Origin of the sequence: Pseudooceanicola nitratireducens, from assembly GCF_900109195.1 — a bacterium.
GTDB lineage: Bacteria > Pseudomonadota > Alphaproteobacteria > Rhodobacterales > Rhodobacteraceae > Pseudooceanicola > Pseudooceanicola nitratireducens.
The window spans coordinates 834,494-857,804 of the sequence record NZ_FNZG01000001.1 but is presented as its reverse complement, the minus strand read 5'-3'; the positions used below and the strand labels follow the sequence as shown (position 1 = coordinate 857,804).

The 23,311-nt window shown below is 65.0% G+C and carries 19 protein-coding genes; 10 read left to right on the top strand and 9 right to left on the bottom strand.

Annotated elements, in window-relative coordinates; all coding sequences use genetic code 11:
* Window positions 1-2: 2 nt before the first annotated feature.
* A complete protein-coding gene (locus BMX99_RS03965; protein WP_093447507.1) occupies window positions 3-1,166 on the bottom strand; it encodes an isovaleryl-CoA dehydrogenase in 1,164 nt (387 codons plus the stop codon).
* Between the two features lie 139 nt (window positions 1,167-1,305).
* Between BMX99_RS03965 and BMX99_RS03960 the strand changes: the two genes are divergently transcribed.
* The gene (locus BMX99_RS03960; protein ID WP_093447504.1) at window positions 1,306-1,782 is read left to right on the top strand and encodes a pyridoxamine 5'-phosphate oxidase family protein; all 477 of its coding nucleotides are present in this window, start codon (window positions 1,306-1,308) and stop codon (window positions 1,780-1,782) included.
* Between the two features lie 99 nt (window positions 1,783-1,881).
* Here BMX99_RS03960 and BMX99_RS03955 read toward each other — a convergent pair whose 3' ends face one another.
* From BMX99_RS03955 to BMX99_RS03945, 3 genes are all read right to left on the bottom strand, one after another.
* Window positions 1,882-3,081: a DegT/DnrJ/EryC1/StrS family aminotransferase gene (locus BMX99_RS03955; protein WP_093447501.1), complete on the bottom strand. Its 1,200-nt coding sequence runs from the start codon at window positions 3,079-3,081 to the stop codon at window positions 1,882-1,884.
* A gap of 34 nt (window positions 3,082-3,115) precedes the next feature.
* On the bottom strand, window positions 3,116-4,378 hold the full coding sequence (locus BMX99_RS03950) for a TCR/Tet family MFS transporter (protein WP_093447499.1): 1,263 nt from the start codon (window positions 4,376-4,378) through the stop codon (window positions 3,116-3,118).
* 103 nt (window positions 4,379-4,481) lie between these two features.
* On the bottom strand, window positions 4,482-5,144 hold the full coding sequence (locus tag BMX99_RS03945) for an HAD-IA family hydrolase (RefSeq protein ID WP_093447496.1): 663 nt from the start codon (window positions 5,142-5,144) through the stop codon (window positions 4,482-4,484).
* 163 nt (window positions 5,145-5,307) lie between these two features.
* Here BMX99_RS03945 and glmU point away from each other — a divergent pair, with 163 nt between their 5' ends.
* The 3 genes from glmU to BMX99_RS03930 are packed head-to-tail and all read left to right on the top strand — an operon-like array spanning window position 5,308 to window position 9,173.
* Window positions 5,308-6,663 carry a bifunctional UDP-N-acetylglucosamine diphosphorylase/glucosamine-1-phosphate N-acetyltransferase GlmU gene (gene glmU / locus BMX99_RS03940; protein WP_093447493.1) on the top strand — a complete coding sequence of 452 codons (1,356 nt, stop codon included), beginning with the start codon at window positions 5,308-5,310 and terminating at the stop codon, window positions 6,661-6,663.
* The gene (glmS, locus tag BMX99_RS03935) at window positions 6,664-8,484 is read left to right on the top strand and encodes a glutamine--fructose-6-phosphate transaminase (isomerizing) (protein WP_093447490.1); all 1,821 of its coding nucleotides are present in this window, start codon (window positions 6,664-6,666) and stop codon (window positions 8,482-8,484) included.
* Window positions 8,481-9,173: a DNA alkylation repair protein gene (locus tag BMX99_RS03930; RefSeq protein ID WP_170848787.1), complete on the top strand. Its 693-nt coding sequence runs from the start codon at window positions 8,481-8,483 to the stop codon at window positions 9,171-9,173. Before glmS ends, BMX99_RS03930 begins: the two co-directional genes overlap by 4 nt.
* A 12-nt stretch (window positions 9,174-9,185) precedes the next feature.
* Here BMX99_RS03930 and BMX99_RS03925 read toward each other — a convergent pair whose 3' ends face one another.
* Window positions 9,186-9,620, bottom strand: coding sequence for a hypothetical protein (locus tag BMX99_RS03925; RefSeq protein ID WP_093447487.1), 435 nt, complete (start codon window positions 9,618-9,620; stop codon window positions 9,186-9,188).
* A gap of 113 nt (window positions 9,621-9,733) precedes the next feature.
* Here BMX99_RS03925 and moaA point away from each other — a divergent pair, with 113 nt between their 5' ends.
* From moaA to BMX99_RS03910, 3 genes are read left to right on the top strand one after another with little or no spacing between them, the layout of a single operon-like run.
* Window positions 9,734-10,741: a GTP 3',8-cyclase MoaA gene (gene moaA / locus BMX99_RS03920; protein ID WP_093447484.1), complete on the top strand. Its 1,008-nt coding sequence runs from the start codon at window positions 9,734-9,736 to the stop codon at window positions 10,739-10,741.
* 10 nt (window positions 10,742-10,751) lie between these two features.
* Entirely contained in the window at window positions 10,752-12,056 is a 1,305-nt protein-coding gene (locus BMX99_RS03915) for a 3-deoxy-D-manno-octulosonic acid transferase (protein ID WP_093447481.1), read from the top strand.
* Window positions 12,057-12,058: 2 nt separating this feature from the next.
* Window positions 12,059-13,138, top strand: a complete 1,080-nt coding sequence (locus BMX99_RS03910) for a glycosyltransferase family 4 protein (RefSeq protein ID WP_093447478.1) — start codon at window positions 12,059-12,061, stop codon at window positions 13,136-13,138.
* An 82-nt stretch (window positions 13,139-13,220) separates the two neighbouring features.
* Here the strand turns inward: BMX99_RS03910 and BMX99_RS03905 are convergent, their stop codons facing one another.
* From BMX99_RS03905 to BMX99_RS03895, 3 genes are read right to left on the bottom strand one after another with little or no spacing between them, the layout of a single operon-like run.
* Window positions 13,221-14,384: a M20 aminoacylase family protein gene (locus BMX99_RS03905; RefSeq protein WP_093447475.1), complete on the bottom strand. Its 1,164-nt coding sequence runs from the start codon at window positions 14,382-14,384 to the stop codon at window positions 13,221-13,223.
* A 42-nt stretch (window positions 14,385-14,426) separates the two neighbouring features.
* Window positions 14,427-15,596 (bottom strand): acetylornithine deacetylase, encoded by a 1,170-nt coding sequence (gene argE / locus BMX99_RS03900; RefSeq protein ID WP_093447472.1) that lies wholly within the window; start codon window positions 15,594-15,596, stop codon window positions 14,427-14,429.
* Window positions 15,597-15,598: 2 nt separating this feature from the next.
* Entirely contained in the window at window positions 15,599-17,449 is a 1,851-nt protein-coding gene (locus tag BMX99_RS03895; protein ID WP_093447469.1) for an ABC transporter ATP-binding protein, read from the bottom strand.
* A 272-nt stretch (window positions 17,450-17,721) separates the two neighbouring features.
* On the opposite strand from BMX99_RS03895, the gene BMX99_RS03890 reads away from it, so the two are divergent.
* The 3 genes from BMX99_RS03890 (at window position 17,722) to BMX99_RS03880 (ending at window position 21,507) form a co-directional block, all read left to right on the top strand.
* Window positions 17,722-19,422, top strand: coding sequence for a peptide ABC transporter substrate-binding protein (locus BMX99_RS03890; RefSeq protein ID WP_093447466.1), 1,701 nt, complete (start codon window positions 17,722-17,724; stop codon window positions 19,420-19,422).
* 89 nt (window positions 19,423-19,511) lie between these two features.
* A complete protein-coding gene (locus tag BMX99_RS03885) occupies window positions 19,512-20,519 on the top strand; it encodes an ABC transporter permease (protein ID WP_093447463.1) in 1,008 nt (335 codons plus the stop codon).
* A 49-nt stretch (window positions 20,520-20,568) separates the two neighbouring features.
* Window positions 20,569-21,507 (top strand): ABC transporter permease, encoded by a 939-nt coding sequence (locus BMX99_RS03880; RefSeq protein ID WP_093448445.1) that lies wholly within the window; start codon window positions 20,569-20,571, stop codon window positions 21,505-21,507.
* 358 nt (window positions 21,508-21,865) lie between these two features.
* Here the strand turns inward: BMX99_RS03880 and BMX99_RS03875 are convergent, their stop codons facing one another.
* Entirely contained in the window at window positions 21,866-23,299 is a 1,434-nt protein-coding gene (locus BMX99_RS03875) for an NAD(P)(+) transhydrogenase (Re/Si-specific) subunit beta (RefSeq protein ID WP_093447460.1), read from the bottom strand.
* Window positions 23,300-23,311 lie beyond the last annotated feature (12 nt).

Genomic DNA, 23,311 nt, shown 5'->3' with positions numbered 1-23,311 from the left:
GGTCACCTCATCGAGGCCATCATTTCGCGGCCGATCAGCATGCGGCGGATTTCCGACGTGCCGGCCCCGATCTCCATCAGCTTGGCGTCGCGGAAGATCCTGCCAACGGGGTTGTCGTTCAGATACCCTGCCCCGCCCATGGCCTGAACAGCCTGATGCGCCACGACCATCGCCTCTTCCGAGGCGTAAAGCACGCAGGCGGCGGCGTCCTGGCGCATCACCTCGCCCCGGTCACAGGCCTTGGCGACCTCGTAGACATAGGCGCGGGCCGAGTTCATCTTGGTGTACATGTCGGCCATCTTGCCCTGCATCAGCTGGAAGTCCCCGATGGACTGGCCGAACTGGGTGCGGTCGCGCATGTAGGGCATGATCTCGTCCAGGCAGGCGGCCATGATGCCGGTGCCAATCCCCGAGAGCACGACGCGTTCGTAATCGAGCCCCGACATCAGCACGCGCACGCCCTTGCCCTCTTCGCCCAGGACGTTTTCGAAGGGCACTTCGACGTCCTCGAAGATCAGCTCGGCCGTGTTCGATCCCCGCATGCCCAGCTTGTCGAAATGCGGCGAGGTCGAGAAGCCCTTCATCGACTTTTCGATCAGGAAGGCGGTGATGCCCCTGGACCCGGCGTCGGGGTCGGTTTTGGCATAGACGACCAGCGTGTCGGCATCAGGACCGTTGGTGATCCAGTACTTGCCACCGTTCAACCGGTAGTGATCATTGCGCTTTTCGGCACGCAGCTTCATCGACACCACGTCGGATCCGGCGGCGGGTTCCGACATGGCCAGCGCGCCCACGTGATCGCCCGAGACGAGGCCGGGCAGGAACCTGGCCTTCTGTTCTTCGGTGCCGTTCAGCTTGATCTGGTTGACGCAAAGGTTCGAATGCGCGCCGTAGGACAAAGAGACCGAGGCGCTGGCACGGGCGATTTCCTCGACCGCGATCACATGCGCCAGGTAGGACATGCCGGATCCGCCGAATTCTTCGGGAACGGTGATCCCCAGCAGGCCCAGGTCGCCCATTTCCTTCCACAGCTCGGCCGGGAATTCATTGTCGGCGTCGATCTTCGCCGCCATCGGCTTGATCCGTTCCTGCGCAAAGCGATGCACCATCTCGCGCAGCGCGTTCACGTCCTCGCCCAGATCGAATTTCATCGATGCGGTGAACATGGGCCCCTCCTCCCGTTTATTGAACACTTGTTCATATATGGATCACAGCGCGTGAGTCGGGTCAAGAGGCAGGAACATCGGCGCGGTTCGGGCGTTGGCCTTTCAACGGGGCAGATGACCCCAGACAAAGGAGTTGGAGATGAAAGATCATGTGCACAATCTGAAGGAAACCTTCTGGGACCGCGCCGGCGACGCCCGCGCCGTTCTGATGGAAATCGACGGCCGCGCGGTGCCGATGTCGCCCTATGCCGACAAGGACGAAGGCGTCATCTGGTTCATCACCGCCGAAGGTACGGATGCGCAGACGGCGGCCAATGGGGCCGGCACCGTGCGCCTGATCTACGGTGACAGCGGCGCAAAGCTGTATGGCACGGTCGAAGGCAGCCTGACCCAGGCCGACAATTCCGCCAAGCTGGATGAACTGTGGTCCCCCGTCGCCGCCGCCTGGTTCGAGGACGGCCGCGAAGACGACGACGTGCGCCTGCTGGCCTTCCGCCCGACGCGGGGCGAGATCTGGGCGACCGACGGCGCGGCCGGGTTCCTGTACCAGATCGCCAAGGCGAACATGTCGGACGACACGCCGGACATGGGCGAACATGGATCCATCAGCTTCTGATGCGGAGGCATTGAGATCCCCGCAAGATCAACAAGATCAAACAGAAAGGCCCCAGAGACGTCCGGGGCCTTTCTGCGTTCAGCGCTTGGGCGGTGCCGTTCAGCTGCTTTGAAACACCGCGCCGACCTCGGCCCGGATAATGCGGGCCAGAAGATCGCAGTCCTGCAGGGAAAAGGTCAGCGGCAGGCGCATGTCGACGATGCCCTTCAGCACCCGGTCGGTGCGCGGCATGGGCTGCGACGGGGCATAGCGCCAGCTGTCATAACGAGAGGTGAAGCCCACGGGCTCGGCCCCGCCGAACCACTTCAGCTCGACCCCGCGGGCAGCGCAACGGCGCAGCACCTCGTTCACGGCCTTGTCGGACCAGTCCAGCAGCAGAAACTGGATCGAGGACCCGACGTAGCGCTCTTTCGCAGGGCGTTCGATGACACTCAGTCCGGGGGTGCCGCGCAACCCATCCTCGACCCGGCGGTAGCGGTCGTTCCAGCGGTCGCACTGGTCCTGAAGCGCGCGCAGCTGTGGGCGCAGGATCGCGGCGCGCAGGTTGTCCATCCGCCCCGAGATATTGGGCGTGACGTATTTCACCTGTTCAAAATGCTCTGGCCCCGGCGCGGCCAGGTGCCGGTCATACAGCATGTAGCTGCCCGACAACACGATGGCCCGCGCCATCAGGTCGGGATCGTCCGAAGTCAGAAATCCGCCCTCGCCCGAGTTCATGTGCTTGTAGGTCTGCGTGGAATAACAGGCCATTGCGCCGTGCTGGCCGGACATGGTGCCATCCCAGGCCCCGCCCATGGTATGGGCGCAATCCTCGATCACGAGGATCCCGGCGGCATCGCAGATCGCCATCAGCCGGTCCATGTCGCAGATATGCCCGCGCATGTGCGACAGCAGCAACACGCGGTATGTGCCGGTCTCGGCCAACGTCTGCAGGTGGTCGATGTCGATCACCAGCCCCTCGGTCACGCCGACATAGACCGGCACCGCACCGAGCGAGGCAATCGCCCCGGGCACCGGGGCCAGGGTGAAGGCGTTGGTCAGGACTTCTTCGCCGGGCTGGACCTGCACCGCGCGCAGGGCGGTGGCGATGGCCGACCCGCCCGAAGCCGTGGCCAGCGCATAGCGCGCGCCCATGGCGGCGGCGAACTCCTGCTCCAGCAGCGCGGTTTCCCCGGCCTCGCCTTCCGCAGTGTTGTAGCGGTGCAGCCGACCCGAGCGCAGGACCTCCATCGCGGCGTCGATGGCGGCGTCTGGGATCGGCTCCTGCTGGGTGAAGTTGCCTGTGAACCTTTCGGTCATGCGGCCTCCTGCGCGGGTCTGGGGCGGCGATGGATCAGCGATCCGCCGCCCTGGGGTCTGAGCGTCGATTCACCACGAGGAACAGCAGCAGCGCAAGCCCCATCAGCGCCCCCGCCACAAGGAAGGCCGCGCCGGGCCAAGGCTGCGCGGCCTCGGGCCGGACGGACCAGCCGAAAAGCTGGGTGAAGAACAGCGCGGAAAACAGCGTCGACAGATTGGTGATGCTGGCCAGCCCGCCCTGGAGTTCCCCCTGGGCATCGTCGGGCACGTCACGGGTCATCAGCGCGGTGATACAGGGGTGCACCAGCCCTTCGAAGGCCACGATCGGCAGCAGGACCAGCACCCAGGTGAAGCTTTGCGTAAAGGCAAAGCACGTCGCCCCGGTGGTGCCGACGATCAGCCCGAAGACCACCATGCGGCCTTCTCCGAAGCGTTTCACCAAAGGCCCCGACAGCCCGCCCTGCACCAGCGCCGCCATGACGCCGAACATCGCCAGGGTCGCGCCGATCATCGCCTCGCTCCAGCCGAAGGTGGCGATGCCCCAGAAGGACCAGAGCGTCGGATAGACGTTGCCCGCAAAGAAATAGAGCGCAAGCACCATCGTCATCGGCAGAACCGAAGGGTAACCGCGAAAGATCATCAGCACCGAGAAGGGGTTGGACCTGCGCCAGCGGAAGGGGCGGCGTTTCTCGGGCGGCAGGGATTCCGGCAGGATCAGGTAGCCGAAGATGAAATTTGCCCCGGCCAGCGCGGCCGCCGCCCAGAAGGGCACGCGGGGGCCAAGTTCACCCAGAAGCCCGCCAATGGCCGGGCCGATGACAAACCCCATGCCAAAGGCTGCGCCGATCAGGCCGAAGGCGCGGGCGCGGCCCTCGGGCGGGGTGATGTCGGTCAGGAAGGCCGTCGCGATGACATGCGAGGCCCCGCAGAACCCCGCGATGGCCCGGCCCAGGATCAGCAGCCAGACGGTCGGGGCCAGGGCGGAAAAGACGTAATCCACGGCCAGCCCGCCGATCGCCAGCAGCAGCAGGGGCCGCCGCCCATAGGCGTCCGACAGGTTGCCCATCAGCGGCCCGCCCAGGAATTGCGCCAACGCATAGGCCGCGAACATCCAGCCGCCGATCACCGTGGCATCCGCCAGATCGACTCCGCCCACGTCCTGCAAAAGCGCCGGGACCACGGGCCAGATCAGCCCGATGCCGATCATGTCGATCAGCACCGTCACAAAGATGAAGATGGTCGAGCGCCTTGCCGTGGCGGGCGACAGGACAGGTGTTGGGGCGGACGTCTGGGACATCGGGCATCACTTCCCATGGCGGCTCCGGCCCTGTGGCCGGGTCCTTCCCCGGGTAGGTCCGGGGCGCGGTCCGGTCAATCCTTGGCGTGCGGGCCCGGGTATTTCACCGCGTCAGCGTGGCAATCAGGCCCGGCAGATCGTCGAAGTGGTGCAGCAGCGCCTCGGGTTCCAGCGCGGCCATGTCCTCGCCGCTTGGCCCGAAGGTCACCAGGATCGAGGGCACGCCCGCCGCCCTGGCGGTGTTGCGGTCGGTGTCGCTGTCTCCGACCAGACAACAGGCAAGCGGATCCCCGCCGGCGCGCCGGACCGCTTCGCGCAGCGGTTCCGGATCGGGTTTGCGCACGGGCAATGTATCGGCCCCGATCAGCGCGTCGAAAGCATCCAGAACATTCAGTTCGCTTAACAGGATGCGCGCCAGCCCCTCGGGTTTGTTGGTGCAGATGGCGACCGGATGGCCGGCGGATTTCAGGGCAGTCACCGCCTCCATCGCGCCCGGGTAAAGCACTGTATGATGGGCGATATCCGCCTCGTAGGCTTGTAGCAGACGGGGGTACTGGCGGTCGATTTCCGCCTCGTCCCCGACGCGTCCGATCCGGCCCATTCCAAGGCGCAACATGGCCCGTCCGCCGCGCAGCGCAGTGCCTGCATCCGAGGGTAGCAGAACGTCCCCGTGGCCAAGATCGCGAAAGCAGGCATTGGCCGCGGCCAGCAGGTCGCCACTGGTGTCGGCCAGGGTCCCGTCCAGATCGAAAACGATGGTGGTCATCCGCTGCTCTCCTGTTACGGGTCCGAAACCCAAGTTGATCCGGCGCGCCCTTGCACGCTGACAGCAGTTGGATAAAACGGCCCCGAGTGAAAGACAATCAGGCCTTGTTCCCCGGGCGATCCGGGGCGTGGCATCAGAGCAGAAGATCGAGGACACAGGTCATATGAGCATCGCTTTCGTCATCCTGGCGGCCGGGCAAGGGACGCGGATGAACTCCGACCTGCCCAAGGTTCTGCATCAGATCGGCGGCGCGCCCATGCTGGTGCATGCCATCCGCGCGGCGGAATTCCAGGACCCGTCGCGCATCGTCGTGGTCACCGGCCACGGAGGAGAGGCCGTTGGCAAGGCCGCGCTGGACTATCAGCCCATGGTCGACATCGCCGAGCAAGGCGAACAGCTGGGCACCGCCCATGCGGTCGCCCAGGCGCGCAGCGCGCTTGAGGGGTTCGAGGGCGATGTGATCGTGCTTTATGGCGACACGCCTTTCGTGCAGACCGAGACGCTGGAAAAGATGCGCGAGGCGCGCGCCGCCCATGACGTGGTCGTGCTGGGCTTCGAGGCCGCGGACCCGGGCCGCTACGGGCGGCTGGTGATGGACGGGAAAAATCTTGAACGGATCGTTGAGTTCAAGGACGCGACCGAAGAAGAGCGCCGCATAACCCTTTGCAATTCCGGCGTGATCGCCGCCAATGCGCAGGTTCTGTTCGACCTGATCGACGCGGTCGGCAACGACAATGCCTCTGGCGAATATTACCTGACCGACATCATCGGGTTGGCCCGCGGGCGCGGGCTGTCCGCCGGGGCCGTCACCTGTGACGAGGCCGAGACCCTTGGAGTGAACTCCCGTGCGGAACTTTCCGCGGCCGAGGCGCTCTTCCAGGCCCGTCGCCGCACCGAGGCGCTGGAGGACGGCGTGACCCTGATCGCCCCCGACACCGTGCATTTCGCTTTTGATACCGTGATCGGCCGTGACAGCGTGGTGGAACCCAATGTGGTCTTCGGCCCCGGGGCTTCGGTGGAATCCGGTGTCACCGTCCGGCCGTTTTCGCATCTGGAAGGCTGCCACGTCAGCCGTGGGTCCGTTGTCGGCCCCTATGCCCGCCTGCGTCCCGGTGCCGAACTGGCCGAGGACGTGAAGATCGGCAACTTCGTTGAGATCAAGGCCTCTCGCGTGGATCGGGGTGCCAAGATCAACCACCTGACCTATGTTGGAGACGCGGAAGTTGGAGAGGAAGCCAACCTTGGCGCGGGCACGGTGACCTGCAATTACGACGGGGTCATGAAACATCAGACCCGGATCGGCGCGCGGGCCTTCATCGGGTCCTCGACGATGTTGGTGGCGCCTGTCTCGATCGGGGATGATGCGATGACGGGCTCTGGCTCCGTGATCACGCAGGACGTCGAACCGGGGGCCCTGGCCATCGGTCGGGCCAAGCAGGTGACCAAACCGGGGCTGGCACGGAAATTGTTCGAAATGCTGAAGGCACAGAAGGCCAAAAAGCAGCAAGGGGCCGAGTAAATGTGTGGAATTATCGGATATCTGGGATCGCACGAGGCCGCGCCCTTTCTGGTCGAGGCCCTGAAACGGCTGGAATATCGCGGCTATGACAGCGCCGGCATCGCCACCGTCCATGACGGTGCGCTGGATCGCCGCCGCGCGGTCGGCAAGCTGGTGAACCTGTCGGATCTGCTGGTGCATCAGCCGCTGGCGGGCAAGTCGGGCATCGGGCACACCAGATGGGCGACCCATGGCGAACCTTCGACCCGCAATGCCCATCCGCATCAGGCCGGCCCGGTTGCGGTCGTGCACAACGGCATCATCGAGAACTACCGCGAATTGCGCGCCGAACTGGTGGCGCAGGGCGTCGAGATCCAGACCGAGACCGACACCGAAACCATCGCCCTGATGGTGCATCAGCACATGAAATCTGGCGACAGCCCGCGCGCGGCGGTGGAACGGATCCTGCGGCGGCTGGACGGGGCCTTTGCCCTGGCCTTTCTGTTCGAAGGCGAAGAGGATCTGTTGATCGCTGCCCGCAAGGGATCGCCCCTGGCCATCGGCCATGGCGAGGGTGAGAACTATGTCGGGTCGGATGCCATCGCCCTGGCCCCTCTGACCGACAAGGTCACTTACCTGGAAGAGGGCGACATGGCCGTCCTCACCCGCACCAGCATCGAGATCCGCGATGCCGAAGGCGCGCTGGCCAACCGCGAGATGCGCGAGATCCAGCGCGACCGCGCGCAGGTCGACAAGGGCGGTTACAAGCACTTCATGGCCAAGGAGATCGCGGAACAGCCGCAGGTCATTTCCGAAGCCATCGGCCACTACTTCGGGGCCAGCGGGCACGAGATCCGGGGCCTGGACAACCTGAGCTTTGACGGCGTGAACCGCATGGTCATGGTCGCCTGCGGCACCGCCTATTACGCCTGTGTCGTGGCGAAATACTGGATCGAAAAGCTCGCCGGCATCCCGGTCGAGGTCGATGTGGCCTCGGAATTCCGCTATCGCGAACCGCCCGTGGGCGATGACGTGATCGCGCTTTTCGTCAGCCAGTCGGGCGAAACCGCCGATACGCTGGCCGCGCTGCGTTATTGCCAGGGCAAGGCGAAAAAGATCGTGTCGGTCGTGAACGTCGCCGAAAGCTCGATCGCGCGGGAAAGCGACATTGCCCTGCCGATCCTGGCGGGGGTCGAGATCGGCGTCGCCTCGACCAAGGCGTTTTCCTGCCAGCTGACGGTTCTGCTGACCCTCGCGCTAGAGGCCGCACGCCAGCGTGGCACCCTGTCGGCCGACCGTCAGGCGGACCTGGTGTCGGCGCTGCGCGGCCTGCCCGCGCGGCTGAACATCGCGCTGGACAGCGAAGGCGTGACCGAACAGATCTCGCATGAACTCGCCGAGGCGCGCGACGTGCTGTTCCTGGGCCGGGGGCAGATGTATCCCCTTGCACTGGAAGGCGCGCTGAAGCTGAAGGAAATCAGCTATATCCACGCCGAGGCCTATGCCAGCGGGGAACTCAAGCACGGGCCGATCGCGCTGATCGATCCGAATGTGCCGGTGGTCGTCATGGCCCCGCGCGATGCGCTGTTCGACAAGACCGTGTCGAACATGCAGGAGGTCATGGCGCGCGGTGGCAAGGTGCTTCTGGTGTCCGACCGCAAGGGGATCGAGCTGGCGGGCGACGGCATCTGGCGCAGCATCGAGATGCCGGGGGTCGAGGATCTTCTGGCCCCGATCCTCTATGCCATTCCGGCGCAGCAGCTGGCCTATCACACGGCCGTCGCCAAGGGCACGGACGTCGACCAGCCGCGCAACCTGGCCAAATCCGTCACCGTCGAATGACGGCCCCGCTGGATCTGGACGGCGCGCTGACCCAGATGCGCGCCCATGTCGAACCGGGGCGGGCCGAAGGCTCCGCCGCCTATCACAAGGCACCGCGCGTCTACATGGGCGTGCCCAATCCGGCGCTGAACGACCTGACCCGCGACTGGCGCAAGGATCTGACGCTGGATCAACGGGTTACGCTGGCCGAAAGCCTTTGGGACAGTGACATCCACGAAGCGCGGATTGCGGCGGGTAAGCTGCTGACACAGGCGCGGATCCGGCCCGATGATGCGGTCTGGGACCTGCTGCAATCCTGGGTGCCGCAGTTCGACGCCTGGGCCATTGCCGACCATGCCTGCAGCGCCATCGGGCGGCGGCTTCAGGCCGATCCGGCCCGGCTGGACGTTGTCGAGGGCTGGACCCAGTCCGACCACATGTGGACCCGGCGGGCGGCGCTGATCGCAACGCTCTATCTGACGAAATCCAACCACCCAAGCGCCGATGAGGCCGCCGCGCGCGACCGTGTGCTGGGCTGGGCGGCGGGCTATGTGCCCGACCGCGACTGGTTCATCCAAAAGGCCATCGCCTGGTGGCTGCGCGATCTGTCGAAACACGACGCCCCGCGTGTCGTTGCCTTTCTTGACGCGCATGGCGACGGGATGAAGGCCTTTGCCCGGAAAGAGGCCGGGAAATACCTGAAAGGCTGACCCTTCAGGTGCTTAGCGGCTAACACGAAGCTCTGGCAACCCGGTCAGCGGCGCGCCCAGTTGTTGCATCAGCTGCAAGGACGCGCGCGAACCGGCCGTTGCGGGCCCCGCAATCGGGATCAGCTGCGCCGTCACGCTGCGCCCCTGATAGCTGACCTGCCCTTCGCCCGGTTGCTGCACCAGCGGCGTCTTCAGCCAGACCCCGGGTTCCGCCGCATTGCCAAGCGAGGCGATGGTCACGCCCAGATCGCCCGTTTTCAGCGGCCCGGTCGCTTCCGCAGCCACGGGCATATCGCCCGGCCGACCGGGCGGACGCGGCCCATCGTAGGGCGCCGCATCGGCAACAGGCGCAGGGGACGGCCCGACCTGGCGCAGATTGGCACAGGCGGACAGGGCAAGGGGCAGGATCAGCGCAAGACTGATCACGGGGCTCAGAAGACGTGTCATGCCCCTGATGGTGCGCCTTGTGGGGCGCGCGTCAATACCCCTGACCTGACACGCGACCAATGCAGCAGACTATCGCCCTTGCCCCGCCCCCTCCGCGCGCATAAATTCCCCCCATGTCGGCCCCTTTGATCGATCCCTTCGCCCGTGCGATCACATACCTCCGCGTTTCGGTGACGGATCGGTGCGATTTCCGCTGTGTCTATTGCATGGCCGAGAACATGACCTTTCTGCCCAAGAAGGAACTTCTGACGCTGGAGGAACTCGACCGGCTGTGTTCGACCTTTGTGGGTCTGGGGGTGGAAAAGCTGCGGATCACCGGGGGCGAACCGCTTGTCCGGCGTGATATCCTGACGTTTTTCCGGTCGATGTCGCGGCATCTGGACAGCGGCGCGCTGAAGGAACTGACGCTGACGACCAACGGGTCGCAGCTGGAGCGTTATGCCAAGGATCTGTATGCGGCCGGGGTGCGGCGCATCAACGTCTCGCTCGACACCCTGGACGAGGAAAAATTCGCCCGGGTCACAAGATGGGGCCGCCTGCCCCAGGTGCTGCGCGGGTTGGATGCGGCCCAGGCGGCCGGGCTGCGGGTAAAACTTAACGCCGTTGCGCTGAAGGGCTTCAACGAAGATGAACTTCTGACGCTGACCGAATTCTGCGCCGCCCGCGACATGGACCTGACCTGGATCGAGGTCATGCCCATGGGCGATCTCGGAAACGAGGACCGCATCGGCCAGTACTGGTCGCTGAAGGATCTGCGCGCCGATCTGAGCCAGCATTACACGCTGATCGACCTGGCCGAACGCTCGGGCGGGCCGGCGCGTTACGTGCAGCTTCAGGAAACCGGGCAGAAGATCGGGTTCATCACCCCGCTGACCCATAATTTCTGCGAAAGCTGCAACCGCGTGCGGATCACCTGCACCGGCGAGATCTACATGTGCCTGGGCCAGGAAGACGTGGCCGACCTGCGCGCGCCCCTGCGCGCCAGCCCCGACGACAACGCCCTGCTGGAACAGGCGATCCGAGAGGCAATCGCGCTGAAACCCAAGGGCCATGACTTCGACTATTCCCGGCAACGGGCCGATGGCCAGGTGTCCCGCCACATGAGCCACACGGGCGGCTAAGGGTTCCCCAATGCAGCCGCAAGGCACTGTTTTCTATCACTTCTACCGCGCCGTCGCGGCGCTGAGTGCGCCGCTGGTCTGGCGCAGCGTGTCGCGCAAGCTGGCACGGTCCGGCATCGCGCCCGAGCGTCAGCGCGAAAGGCTGGGTCATGCCACCCTGCCCCGGCCCGATGGCGCGCTGGCCTGGTTCCATGCGGCCTCGGTCGGGGAAAGCCTGTCCGTGCTCAGCCTGGCGGCGCGGATGCAGGCGCTGCGGCCCGGGCTCTCGGTGCTGATCACATCCGGAACCGCCAGTTCGGCGCAGATCCTGGCGAAACGGCTGGGCCCGGGCATGGTGCATCAGTTTGCGCCGCTGGATCAGGCGGGGGCGCTGCGGCGTTTTCTGGATCACTGGCGGCCCGATGCGGGGATCTTTGTGGAAAGCGAGATCTGGCCGCAGATGCTGGTCGAGGCCGCGGCGCAGGACGTGCCCCTGGCGCTGGTCAATGCGCGCATGTCCAAGACGACGCTGAAGAACTGGCAGCGGTTCGATCACACGGCGCGCTTCCTTCTGGGGCTGTTCCAGGTGATCCGCACCCAGGATCAGGCCACGCTGGACGGGCTGCGCTCCGTCGGGGCCGACGAGGCCCGCGTGCAACTGGGCCCGAACCTGAAAAGCTTTGCCGCGCCGCTGCCGGTCGATGCCGAGATGCTGGCGCAGATGCAGGCTGCCCTGCCCGGACCGGTCTGGCTCGCCGCCTCGACCCATGAGGGCGAGGAAAAGCAGGTGCTCAAGGCCCATGCCATCGCCCGCAAGACCCTCCCCGATCTGCGCCTTGTGCTGGTGCCGCGCCATCCCGAACGGGCCGAGGGGATCGCAACCCTGATCCGCGACGAAGGCTTCAGCGTCGCGCGCCGGTCGGCAGGCGAGGCCCCCATGGCCGATGTCTACCTGGCCGATACCCTGGGCGAGATGGGGCTGTGGTATGCCCTGGCGCGGGTGGTCTTTCTGGGCGGGTCGCTTGGGCAGGCGGGCGGGCACAACCCCTATGAGCCCGCGCAATCGGGCTGTGCCATCCTGACCGGCCCGCGCTATGCCAATTTCGCCGACGTCTATGCAGAATTCCTGGCCGCCGATGCCCTGCGCATTGCCAAACGCCCCGCCGATCTGGGCAAACAGGTCGCCGCGCTGCTGACTGCCCCTGACGAGGCCCGCGCCCTGGGTCAGGCCGCCCGCGATCTGGCCGGGCGCAATGGGGCGGCGCTGGACGATCTGGCGGCGCTGCTGTCGACCCAGGTGATGCAGGCACCCCTGCCCGCCGCAGAGGAAGGATAAAGATGACACAGTCCGCTGGCTCCCAGCCCGATATTTCCAAGATCGACGTGCTGGCCCCGAACTTCAAACGGCGGCTGTCGGGCGTGACCTCGACCGTGGTGCGTCTGGTGCCGCTTCAGGCGCGCGATATCGCCATTGCCGCCGCCGCCCCCGCGCTGCCCGAGGATGTGCCGCAGGTGCCGCTGTCTTCGCTTCTGACCATGTCGCGGCGCGGCCCCTCGGGGCGGCGCGTCTGGCACGCCCGCCGCAACGTCGAGATGATCGCAGGCCTTGGGCTGAAGCACCTGCTGCGCAAGGACCTGGCGCTGATGTTCACCTCGGCGTCGCAGCGGCAGCACAGCGGGCTGACGAAATGGCTGATCCGCCGGATGGAACATGTGGTGGCCACCTCGGCCAAAACCGCCGGCTATCTGGAGCGTGAGGCCACCGTCATCCACCACGGCATCGACTGCGATCAGTTTGCGCCCGTCGCCGACCGCGCGGCGCTGCGGCGCGCGCTGGACCTGCCGGAAAACGCCGTGATCGCGGGCTGTTACGGGCGGATCCGGGCGCAGAAGGGCACCGCTGCCTTCGTCGATGCCATGCTCGACCTGATGGACCAGGTGCCGGATCTGGTCGGCATCGTGATGGGCCGCGCCACCGAAAAACACCAGGGGTTCGAACAGGACCTGCGCGCCCGCGTCACGGCGCGCGGCCATGCGGATCGCCTGTTGTTCAAACCCGAGGTCCCGGTCTGGCAGATGGCCGACTGGTACCGTGTGCTCGACCTTTATGTCGCTCCGCAAAGGTGGGAGGGCTTCGGCCTGACCCCGCTCGAGGCCATGGCCTGCGGTGTGCCGGTCCTCGCCACCCGCGTCGGTGCCTTTGAGGAATTGATCGTGCCGGGCCAGACCGGCACGCTGATCTCGCCCGACGACATTCCGGCGATGCGGGCGGCGGGGCAGGATCTGCTGTCGGACCGCGCCGCGCTGGCCCGGATGGGCCAACAGGCCCGCGACCATGTCCTGGCCAATTTCCGGCTGGAAAGCGAAGCGGCAGCGCTGATCGCGATCTATCGCCAGCTGATGGACCGCCCCGCCTGAGCACGAAAAACCCCCGGCGCAAGGCACCGGGGGCTTTGTTTTACGCGAGCCGCGCCTGCAAGGGCGCGGAGAGCGGCGCGGGTCAGGCCGCGGGCATCCGCTGTTCGACGATCCCGGCCCACCAGGAACAGCCTGCGGGGATGGCTTCGTCGTTGAAGTTGTACTTGGGGTGGTGCACGTCAGCGCTGTCGCCGTTGCCCATGAAGATATAGGCCCCCGGACGTTCTTCCAGCATGTAGGAAAAATCCTCTCCGCCCATGGTCATCTCGGCCTCGCCACAGCTTCCCGCGACCGAAGCCGCGACCGAGGCCGCGAATTCCGTCTGTTCGGGCGAATTGATCGTCGGCGGATAGTTCGAATGATAGGTCACCTGCGCCTCGGCCCCATAAGCCTGGGCCACGGCGACGGGGATCGACTTGATCTTCTCTTCCGTCATCTTGCGGTTTTCCGGCGTCAGCGTGCGGATCGTGCCGCGCAGCTCGACGCTGTCGGGGATGACGTTATAGGCCTTGGACGAGGTTTCGAACGAGGTGACCGAGACCACCACCGCCTCGACCGGGTCATTGGTCCGGCTGACGATCGACTGCAGCGCCAGCACCACGTTCGAGGCCGCGACCACCGGGTCGATCGCCAGGTGCGGTTTCGCGCCATGGCCGCCCTTGCCCTTCACCACGATGGTGAATTCGTCAGTCGCCGCCATGGTCGGGCCGGGACGGATGGCAAAGCTGCCCACGGGCAGGCCGGGCCAGTTGTGCAGGCCATAGACCTCTTGAATGCCGAAGCGGTCCATCATGCCGTCGGCGCACATCTCGCGTCCGCCGCCGCCGCCTTCTTCGGCGGGTTGGAAGATCACCACGACCGTGCCGTCGAAATTGCGCGTCTCGGCCAGGTACTTGGCGGCCCCCAGCAGCATGGCGGTGTGGCCGTCGTGGCCGCAGGCATGCATCGCGCCCGGCGTTTTGGACGCATAGTCGACCCCGGTCCGTTCATGGATCGGCAGCGCGTCCATGTCGGCGCGCAGCCCGATCACCTTGCCCGAGGCGATGGACTTGCCCTTGATCACGCCGACAACGCCGGTGCGGCCCAGGCCGGTGACGACCTCGTCACAGCCGAAAGCCTTCAGCTTCTCCTCGACCACGCCAGAGGTGCGGAAGGTGTCGAACAGGATCTCGGGGTTTTCGTGCAGGTCACGGCGCCATTCGGTGATCTCGGGCAGCAGCTCTGCAAAGCGGTTCTTCACGGGCATGTCTTGGGTCCTTCTGTTCGGGTCTGGATCGGCACCCTGCCGTCAGCCCTTTTGGTCCAGGTGATCCAGCAGGCGGCGCATGAAGTCATGGCCGGCGTTGAACTGGGAAATCTGAATGAATTCGTCGGGTTGGTGTGCCTGTTCGATATTGCCGGGGCCGCAGACGACGGCGTCGAAGCCATGCGCCTGGAAATACCCCGCCTCGGTGCCATAGCTGACCACATGGGTGCCATTGTCCCCGGTCAGCTGGCGCACCAGCGTCTCGGCCGTGCCGCCGGGTTCGGCCATCAGCCCGGGCCCGGCAAAGCGTTCGGTCACGGTGATCCGCGTGTCGGGCTGGATCTTCTGCATGTCCGCCTCGATCTCGGCGATCTTGTCGAAGATGCGCTTGGTCCAGGCCTTGGGATCGTCGCCGGGCACCATGCGGATCGAAAAGACGAAATGGCAGTCCTTGGCGGTGATGTTATGGGCGGTCCCACCTTCGATCATGCCCACGTGCAGGTTCGACCAGGGCGGATCGAAGGGCGCGTTGATGTCCGAGGGAGTCGCGGCGGCGCTTTCGGCGTTCACCTCGTTGGCCCATTGGATCAGCCGCGCGCCTTCCATGATCGCGGACACCCCGCGATAGGCAATCGAGGAATGGATTTCAAAGCCCTGGACATGGATGTCCCAGGCCATACCGCCCTTGTGGCCGGTGACGGCCTGCATTTCGGTCGGTTCGCCAATGATCGCGGCCGAGGCGCGGGGGAACTGGCCTATGGCGTCACGGATCAGCGGGTCCGCCCCGATCAGCCCGACCTCTTCGTCATAGGTCAGGGCCAGCTGAAGCGGCCGCGTGACGCCCTTTTCCTGCGCCTCGACCAGCGCCCAGATGGCAAGGGCGTCAAAGCTTTTCATGTCACAGACGCCGCGCCCGAAGTATTTCCCGTCGGCCTCGTGCACGGTGAAGGGATCGGTCGACCAATCCTGGCCATCGACCGGCACCACGTCGGTGTGGCCTGAAAGGATCACGCCGCCGTCTTCCCAGGGCCCTGCATGGGCCCAGAGCCCGGCCTTGGGTTCGCTGGCGTGCAGGTGGCGGAAGGTGCGGACGCCGTGGCTGTCCAGGTAGTCCTGCACCCAGTCGATCAGCGGCAGATTCGAGTCGCGGGAGACCGTGGGGAAGCTGACCAGCTTCTCCATGAGGGCGTAGGGCGTCAATTTTTGGGGCATTTTCAGTAACCGCTGTCCGTCGTCAGGACAAAATGATCGTCGCCGACCTTGTCATAGGCCGAGGCTTCGGGCCGGTAGTCAAGGTCATGGATGGGCGACGGGATGGGTTTGAAGTTCAACTCGCGCTCGGATTTGCGGCGGGCGGGATCCGCGATCGGGACCGCCTTCATCAGGGCGCGGGTATAGGGGTGTTGCGGATTTTCAAAAACGGCCTGGCGCGACCCGATTTCCACGATGCGGCCCAGGTACATGACGCCGACGCGGTGGCTGACGCGTTCGACCACGGCCATGTCGTGGCTGATGAACAGGAAGGACAGGCCCAGTTCGGCCTGAAGCTCCATCATCAGGTTCAGCACCTGCGCCTGGACCGAAACATCGAGGGCCGAGACCGCTTCGTCGGCGACGATCAGCTTGGGGTTCAGCGCCAGGGCACGGGCGATGGCGACACGCTGGCGCTGCCCGCCCGAAAGCTCGTGCGGATAGCGGCGCATGAAGCTGCGCGGCAGATGCACCCGGTCGAAGAGCATGGCGATGCGGTCCTCCATCGCCTGCCCGCGCAGGGTGCCAAAGTTCCACATCGGTTCCGCCACCTGATCGCGCAGCATCATCTGCGGGTTCAGAGAGGCGAAGGGATCCTGAAAGATCATCTGCATGTCGAGCCGCGCGCGGCGCAGGTCGCGCTGGTTCAGGGCCATCACGTCGGTGCCGCCCAGCCGCACCTGGCCAGAATTGGGTTCGACCAGCCGCAGGATCGACCGCCCGGCCGAGGATTTGCCGCAGCCGGATTCCCCCACAAGGCTGAGGGTCTGGCCCTTGTTGATCGTAAACGACACGTCCTCGACCGCGTGGACCTGCGCCACGGTGCGGCGGAAGAAACCGCCCTTCACCGGGAAGCGCGTGGTCAGGTTCTTGACCTCCAGCAGCACCTCCTGGGTGCCCGGGATCGGCTTGACCTCTTTGTCCTCTGCCCCCAGCAGGCGCATCGGTTCGGGGGCGGATTTGCCGGTCATCTCGCCCAGCTTGGGCACGGCCGCCAAAAGCGCCTTTGTATAATTGTGCTGTGGGTTGTTGAAAATTTCGGCAACCGGGCCTTCTTCGACCTTGTTGCCGCGGAACATGACCACCACGCGATCGGCCATCTGGGCCACCACGGCCATGTCGTGGGTGATGAACATCACCGCCGTGCCGGTCTCGCGTTTCAGGCGGTCCATCAGGGCCAGGATCTCGGCCTGGATGGTCACGTCCAGCGCGGTGGTGGGTTCGTCGGCGATCAGCAGGCGGGGCTTGCAGGCAAGGGCCATGGCGATCACGACACGCTGGCGCATGCCGCCCGACAACTCATGCGGGTATTGCTTCATGCGCCGCTCAGGTTCGGGGATGCGGACCTCTCGCAGCAGCTCGATCGCGCGGGCGTCGGCCTCGTCCCGGTCGAGATCCAAGTGCAGGCGCAGGCCTTCGGTCAGCTGGCGGCCGATGGTGAAGACCGGGTTCAGGGCCGTCATCGGTTCCTGGAAGATCATGCCGATCTCGTTGCCGCGAATCGTTCGCATCAGGCTCTGGTCGGCCTCGGCGATATCCAGGCTGTCGCCCTGGGCGCGGTCAAAGAACAGATGTCCGCCCGCAATCTGACCCCCGCCGAATTCCACAAGGCGCATCAACGACAGCGATGACACCGACTTGCCGGACCCGGATTCGCCAACGATACAGACGGTTTCGCCGGGATAGACCGAGAACGAGACATCCTCGACGCCAAAGACCTCTCCGTCCTTGGTTTGAAAGCCGACGCGCAGGTTTTCGATACGCACAATGGGGTCTTTTTCCCCAGAGAGGGGGGCGGTGGTATGATCCAGCATGAGACGATCCTGTTGGGTTCGCCCTGACGCTAGCGACGGTTTGCGCAAAATGTCAAACGACGGAACCGGCTTCCCCGGCGTCGCTGGTAAGTGGGCTTGCAATTTTGACAAATCCGCTTTTCGATGGCCGCACTCGGGAATGTGATCGGTTAGTGAGGACACTTCGGCGCGCAGGTTTGCGCACGTTTTACGTGTTCCCTATCCCTCATTCTTCTCGCGGGGGCGACTTCGGCATCAGAACCGGAACCGCCAATCCAACAATGGAGAGGAAAATGAAACTCAAAACCCTGCTGCTTGGCGCAGTTGCCGTATCCGGCATGGCCCCCATGGCCATGGCCGAACGCGGTGCCGACGGCCACGTCAATATCATCTATTGGCAAGCGCCCTCGATCATGACGCCCTATCTGTCCTCGGGGACGAAGGACATCGAAGCGGCCTCGATGGTCATCGAACCGCTTGGCCGGTTCGACCAGGACGGCAACATGGTGCCCTACCTGGCCCAGGAAATCCCGACCATCGAAAACGGTGGCGTGACCGAGGATCTGAAACAGATCACCTGGAAACTGAAGGAAGGCCTGCTGTGGTCCGACGGCACGCCCGTGACCTCGGCCGACGTGGCCTTTACCGCGGAATACTGCATGCATCCCGAAGGCGGTTGCGCGCAGCTGGCCAAGTTCGAGGGCATCTCCTCGATCGAGACGCCGGACGACCTGACCATCGTGGTCAACTTTGCTGAACCCAAGCCGAACCCCTACCAGGCGTTCATGGGCGGCCAGGCCCCGATCATCCAGGCGGCACAATTCGCCGAGTGCCTGGGTGCCAAGGCCCCCGAGTGCACCGAGGCGAACTTTGCCCCGATCGGCACCGGCCCCTTCGTGGTCACCGATTTCCGTCCGAACGACGTGATCTCGCTGGAAGCCAACCCCAACTACCGTGACGCGGCAAAGCCCGCCTTTGCCACGGCCACGCTGAAAGGTGGCGGTGACGCGGCCGCGGCCGGTCGTGCGGTTCTGGAAACCGGCGAATTCGACTATGCCTGGAACCTGCAGCTGGCCCCCGAAGTCATCGCGAAGATGGCAGAAGGCGGCAAGGGTACGCCCGTTTCGGCCTTCGGCACCCTGGTGGAACGGATCGAGATGAACATGACCGATCCCTCGCCGAACCTGCCCGAGGGCGAACGCGCAACCGAAGCGCATCCGCACCCGATCCTGTCGGACATCAAGGTCCGCAAGGCGCTGTCGATGGCCATCGACCGTCCGCTTCTGGTGGAAATCGGCTATGGCCAGGCCGGTCGCCCGACCTGTAACCTGGTGCCCGCACCCGAGATCTACGCCTCGGACAACACCGAATGTCTGACCCAGGACATCGAAGGTGCCAAGGCGCTGCTGGAAGAGGCCGGCTGGACCGTTGGCGCCGATGGCGTCCGCGAAAAGGACGGGATGAAGCTGAAGCTGCTCTACCAGACCTCGACCAACGCCGTGCGCCAGGACTTCCAGGCCCTGATCAAACAGTGGTGGAGCGAGATCGGCGTCGAAACCGAGCTGCGCAACATCTCGGGTTCGGTCTTCTTCGGCGGTGACCCGGGTTCGCCCGACACCTTCCAGAAGTTCTATGCGGACGTGGAAATGTACGCCAACAACTTCGACGGCACCGATCCGGAAAGCTACCTGGCCCAGCACACCTGCGAAAAGGCGCCCAAGCCGTCCTCGCAGTGGCAGGGCGAGAACATCAACCGCTTCTGCGACCCGGAATACGACGCCCTCGTGGCCGAGCTGGGCAAGACCGGTGAGCTCGACAAACGTGCCGAGATCGCCAAGAAGCTGAACGACATGCTGACGAAGGACAGCTATGTCGTCGTGCCGCTGGTCGACCGTGGTCGTGTGTCCGCACATTCCAACACCCTGGGCGGTGTGATCCTGAACACCTGGGATTCGGAACTGTGGAACGTGGCCGACTGGCACCGCGTGAACTGATGCAAGCCAGGCCGGGGGCAGATCTGTCCCCGGCCCCTCGCAGGGGGGCGTCACGCCCGACCTGCCTTCCTTCCGACGGGTAGATTTGAATGCTGACCTTCACGATCAGACGGCTGGTCCTGGCCGTACCCACGCTGCTTTTCATTTCGCTGGTGATCTTCGGCCTGCTGATGCTGGCCCCGGGCGATCCCATGGCCAACGTGCCGCTGACGGTGCCGCCGGAAGTGAAACAGAAAATGCGCGAGGCGCTTGGCCTGGGCGATGCCTGGCACGTGCAATACTGGAAATGGCTGCGGCAGTTCTTCTGGGTCGAACCCCGGGTGCTGTTCGATGCGATCTTCGGGACATCCCTAGCCGAGGGAGAGCTGCGCGCCCTGTCCTGGCAGACCCGGTCGCCGATCATGGACATCGTGGTCCAGCGCCTGCCCCAGACGCTCTGGGTTGTCGGCACGGCCTATGTGGTCGCGGTGCTGATCGCCCTGCCGATCGGGATCTATTCCGCCTATCGGCAATATTCGGTTTTCGACAATGTCGGGACCTTCGTTTCAATGATCGGATTTTCGGTGCCGCCGTTCTTTTCCGGCGTGCTGGTGATCGTGATCTTCTCGGTCAACCTGGGCTGGTTCCCGTCGATCTACGACACGACGCACAAGGTGGTGGACTGGGACACATTCGTGGTGCAGCTGCGCCAGATGATCCTGCCGGTCATGGTGCTGGCGCTGCAGATCACCGCACAGATCGCGCGGTTCATGCGGGCCTCTATGCTGGACAACCTGAACCAGGATTACGTGCGCACGGCGCGCGCCAAGGGCCTGGGCGAAAAGGTCGTGGTCCTGTCGCATGTGCTGCGCAATTCGATGATCCCGGTGGTCACGGTGATTGCCCTTGGCATCCCGCAGATCTTCGGCGGCGCGATCATCACCGAGCAGGTCTTCAAGGTGAACGGGATCGGCCAGCTGCTGATCACCGCGATCCAGGCCAATGACCTGCCGATGGTGCAGACGCTGACCTTCATCTTCGCGGTGCTGATCGTGCTCTTCAACCTCATCGCCGACGTGCTTTACGGCATCCTGGACCCGAGGATCCGCTATGACTGACGACAAGACACCTCAGAGCCAGACCGGTCCGGACCACATGCCTGGCCCCATGCCTGGCCCCGGCGAAGCTGGTGCTGCCGACATCCTGGCCGCCCCCCTGCCCTCTGCGCCGCCGCGCAGCCAATGGGCCGAGGTCTGGAGCCAGTTCCGCCACCACAAGGGCGCAATGGCCGGCGGCTTCGTCTTCCTGCTGATCCTGGCGCTGGTCTTCCTGGCCCCCCTGGCCTGGAGCATCGACGCCACTTTCATCGACATCCGTGCCCGCAACCAGGGCCCCAGCCTGGCGCATCCCTTCGGCACCGACCAGCTGGGCCGCGACATGCTGGCCCGGCTGATGGCCGGGGGGCAGGTGTCTCTTTCGGTCGGGATCACGGCGATGCTGCTGGCGCTATTCCTCGGCTCGCTCGTGGGCGTGCTGGCCGGCTATTTCAAGGCGTTCGACAACCTGCTGATGCGCTCGACCGACCTGTTCCTGGCGCTGCCTCTGCTGCCGCTTCTGCTGGTGATGGTGCTGCTGTTCCGCGAACCGCTGAACGCGGCCTTCGGCCCCGAGACGGGCATCTTCATCCTGATCGTGGTGGCCATCGGGGTGACCTCCTGGATGCCCACGGCGCGGATCGTGCGCGGCGACGTGCTGGCCCTGAAGGAACGCGAATTCGTGCTGGCGGCCCGGTCGATCGGCACGACGAATGCCAAGATGATCACCCGGCACATCCTGCCCAACGTGATCTCTCCGATCGTGGTCTCGGCGACGCTCGGCATCGCCAATGCCATCATCACCGAAAGCGCCTTGTCCTTCCTCGGCCTCGGCTTCCCGCCGGACTTCCCGACCTGGGGACGCCTGCTTTTTGACGGTGTCGACTACATGCAGCAGAACCCGGAACGAGTGGTCCTGCCGGGCCTGGCGATCTCGCTCACCGTGCTGTCGGTGAACTACCTGGGCGACGGGCTGCGCGATGCGCTCGACCCCCGCCTGCGGGGGCGCTGAGGCGCCCCCCACCAAAAACTCTCACCCTTGATCCAATAGCGCGCCATGCGGCGCACGCGATCCATTGCGCTCCTCCTTCAAAGGAGCGCGGTGCCTCCGGCGGGAGTATTGTCGGCAAGATGATTTCGGATCGCCGTCACACGGGCCAAAGCCCGATCCGCCCATCATCTTGCCGAAAGTACTCTCGGGGGTGAATTGGCCCTTCAGGGACAAGAGGGGGCAGACAGCCCCCTCCCCCCCGGCGAGGCCCAGGGGGCCGCGCAACCCATTCAGGTGCCACGTGTTGGGCTAGGGCAAAGGAAAACGCCCGCCTCGGGGAGAGGCGGGCGTTTCGATGTTCAGGATGCGCAGGCGCGGATCAGTCGATCTTGGCCAGCAGCGCGCCGATCGAGTCCTTGGCGTCGCCGTAGTACATCCGCGTGTTGTCCTTGTAGAACAGCGGGTTCTCGATCCCCGAGTAGCCCGTGCCCTGCCCACGCTTAGACACGAAGACCTGCTTGGCTTTCCAGCATTCCAGAACCGGCATGCCGGCAATGGGGCTATTGGGGTCTTCCTGTGCGGCCGGGTTCACGATGTCGTTCGAGCCGATCACGATGACCACGTCCGTATCCGGGAAGTCGTCGTTGATCTCGTCCATCTCGAGCACGATATCGTAGGGCACCTTGGCCTCGGCCAGAAGCACGTTCATGTGGCCGGGCAGACGGCCCGCGACGGGGTGGATCGCAAAGCGCACCTCCTTGCCTTTGCCGCGCAGCTTGCGGGTCAGTTCGGCAACGTTCTGCTGGGCCTGGGCCACCGCCATCCCGTAGCCGGGGATGATGATGACGCTGTCGGCTTCATCCAGCGCCTGGGCCACACCGTCGACGTCGATGGGCTTCTGTTCGCCTTCGACTTCCATCGCCGGGCCCGTCGTGCCGCCGAAGCCGCCGAGGATCACCGAAACGAAGCTTCGGTTCATGGCCTTGCACATGATGTAGGACAGGATCGCACCCGAAGAGCCGACCAGCGCGCCCACAACGATCAGAAGGTCGTTGCCCAGCGAAAAGCCGATCGCCGCCGCGGCCCAGCCCGAGTAGGAGTTCAGCATCGAGACAACCACGGGCATGTCCGCGCCGCCGATCCCCATGATCAGGTGATAGCCGATGAACAGTGCTGCCAGGGTCATGATCGCCAGCGGCAGGAAGCCACCGGTGTTGACGTACCAGATCAGCGAGATGACCGACAGGATCGCCGCACCGGCGTTCAGCGCATGGCCACCGGGCAGTTTTTCCGCCGCCGAGGTGACCTTGCCCGCCAGTTTGCCATAGGCAATGACCGACCCGGTGAAGGTCACGGCACCGATGAAGATGCCGAGGAACAGCTCGACCTTCAGGATGCCCAGTTCAACGCCGTTCTTCTTGGCGATCAGGGCGGCAAAGCCCTTGAGCGCCTCGCGGGCGGTTTCGTCCATCGTGGCCACACGCGCCATTTCGATGTGGGCGTTGAACCCCACAAAGACAGCCGCCAGACCGACCAGAGAGTGCATCGCGGCGACCAGCTGCGGCATCTCGGTCATTTCGACCTTTTTCGCGACGTACATGCCGATGACACCGCCGCCTGCAATCAGCAGGAGAGACAGCAGCCACAGGCCCGAGCCCGGTCCGATCAGCGTGGCAAAGACCGCAAGGCCCATGCCGACGATGCCGTACCAGACGGCGCGCTTCGCGCTCTCCTGGCCGGACAGGCCGCCCAGAGAGAGGATGAAGAGGACAGCAGCGACCACATAGGCCGCAGTTGTGAATCCATAATCCATGATACCCGCCTC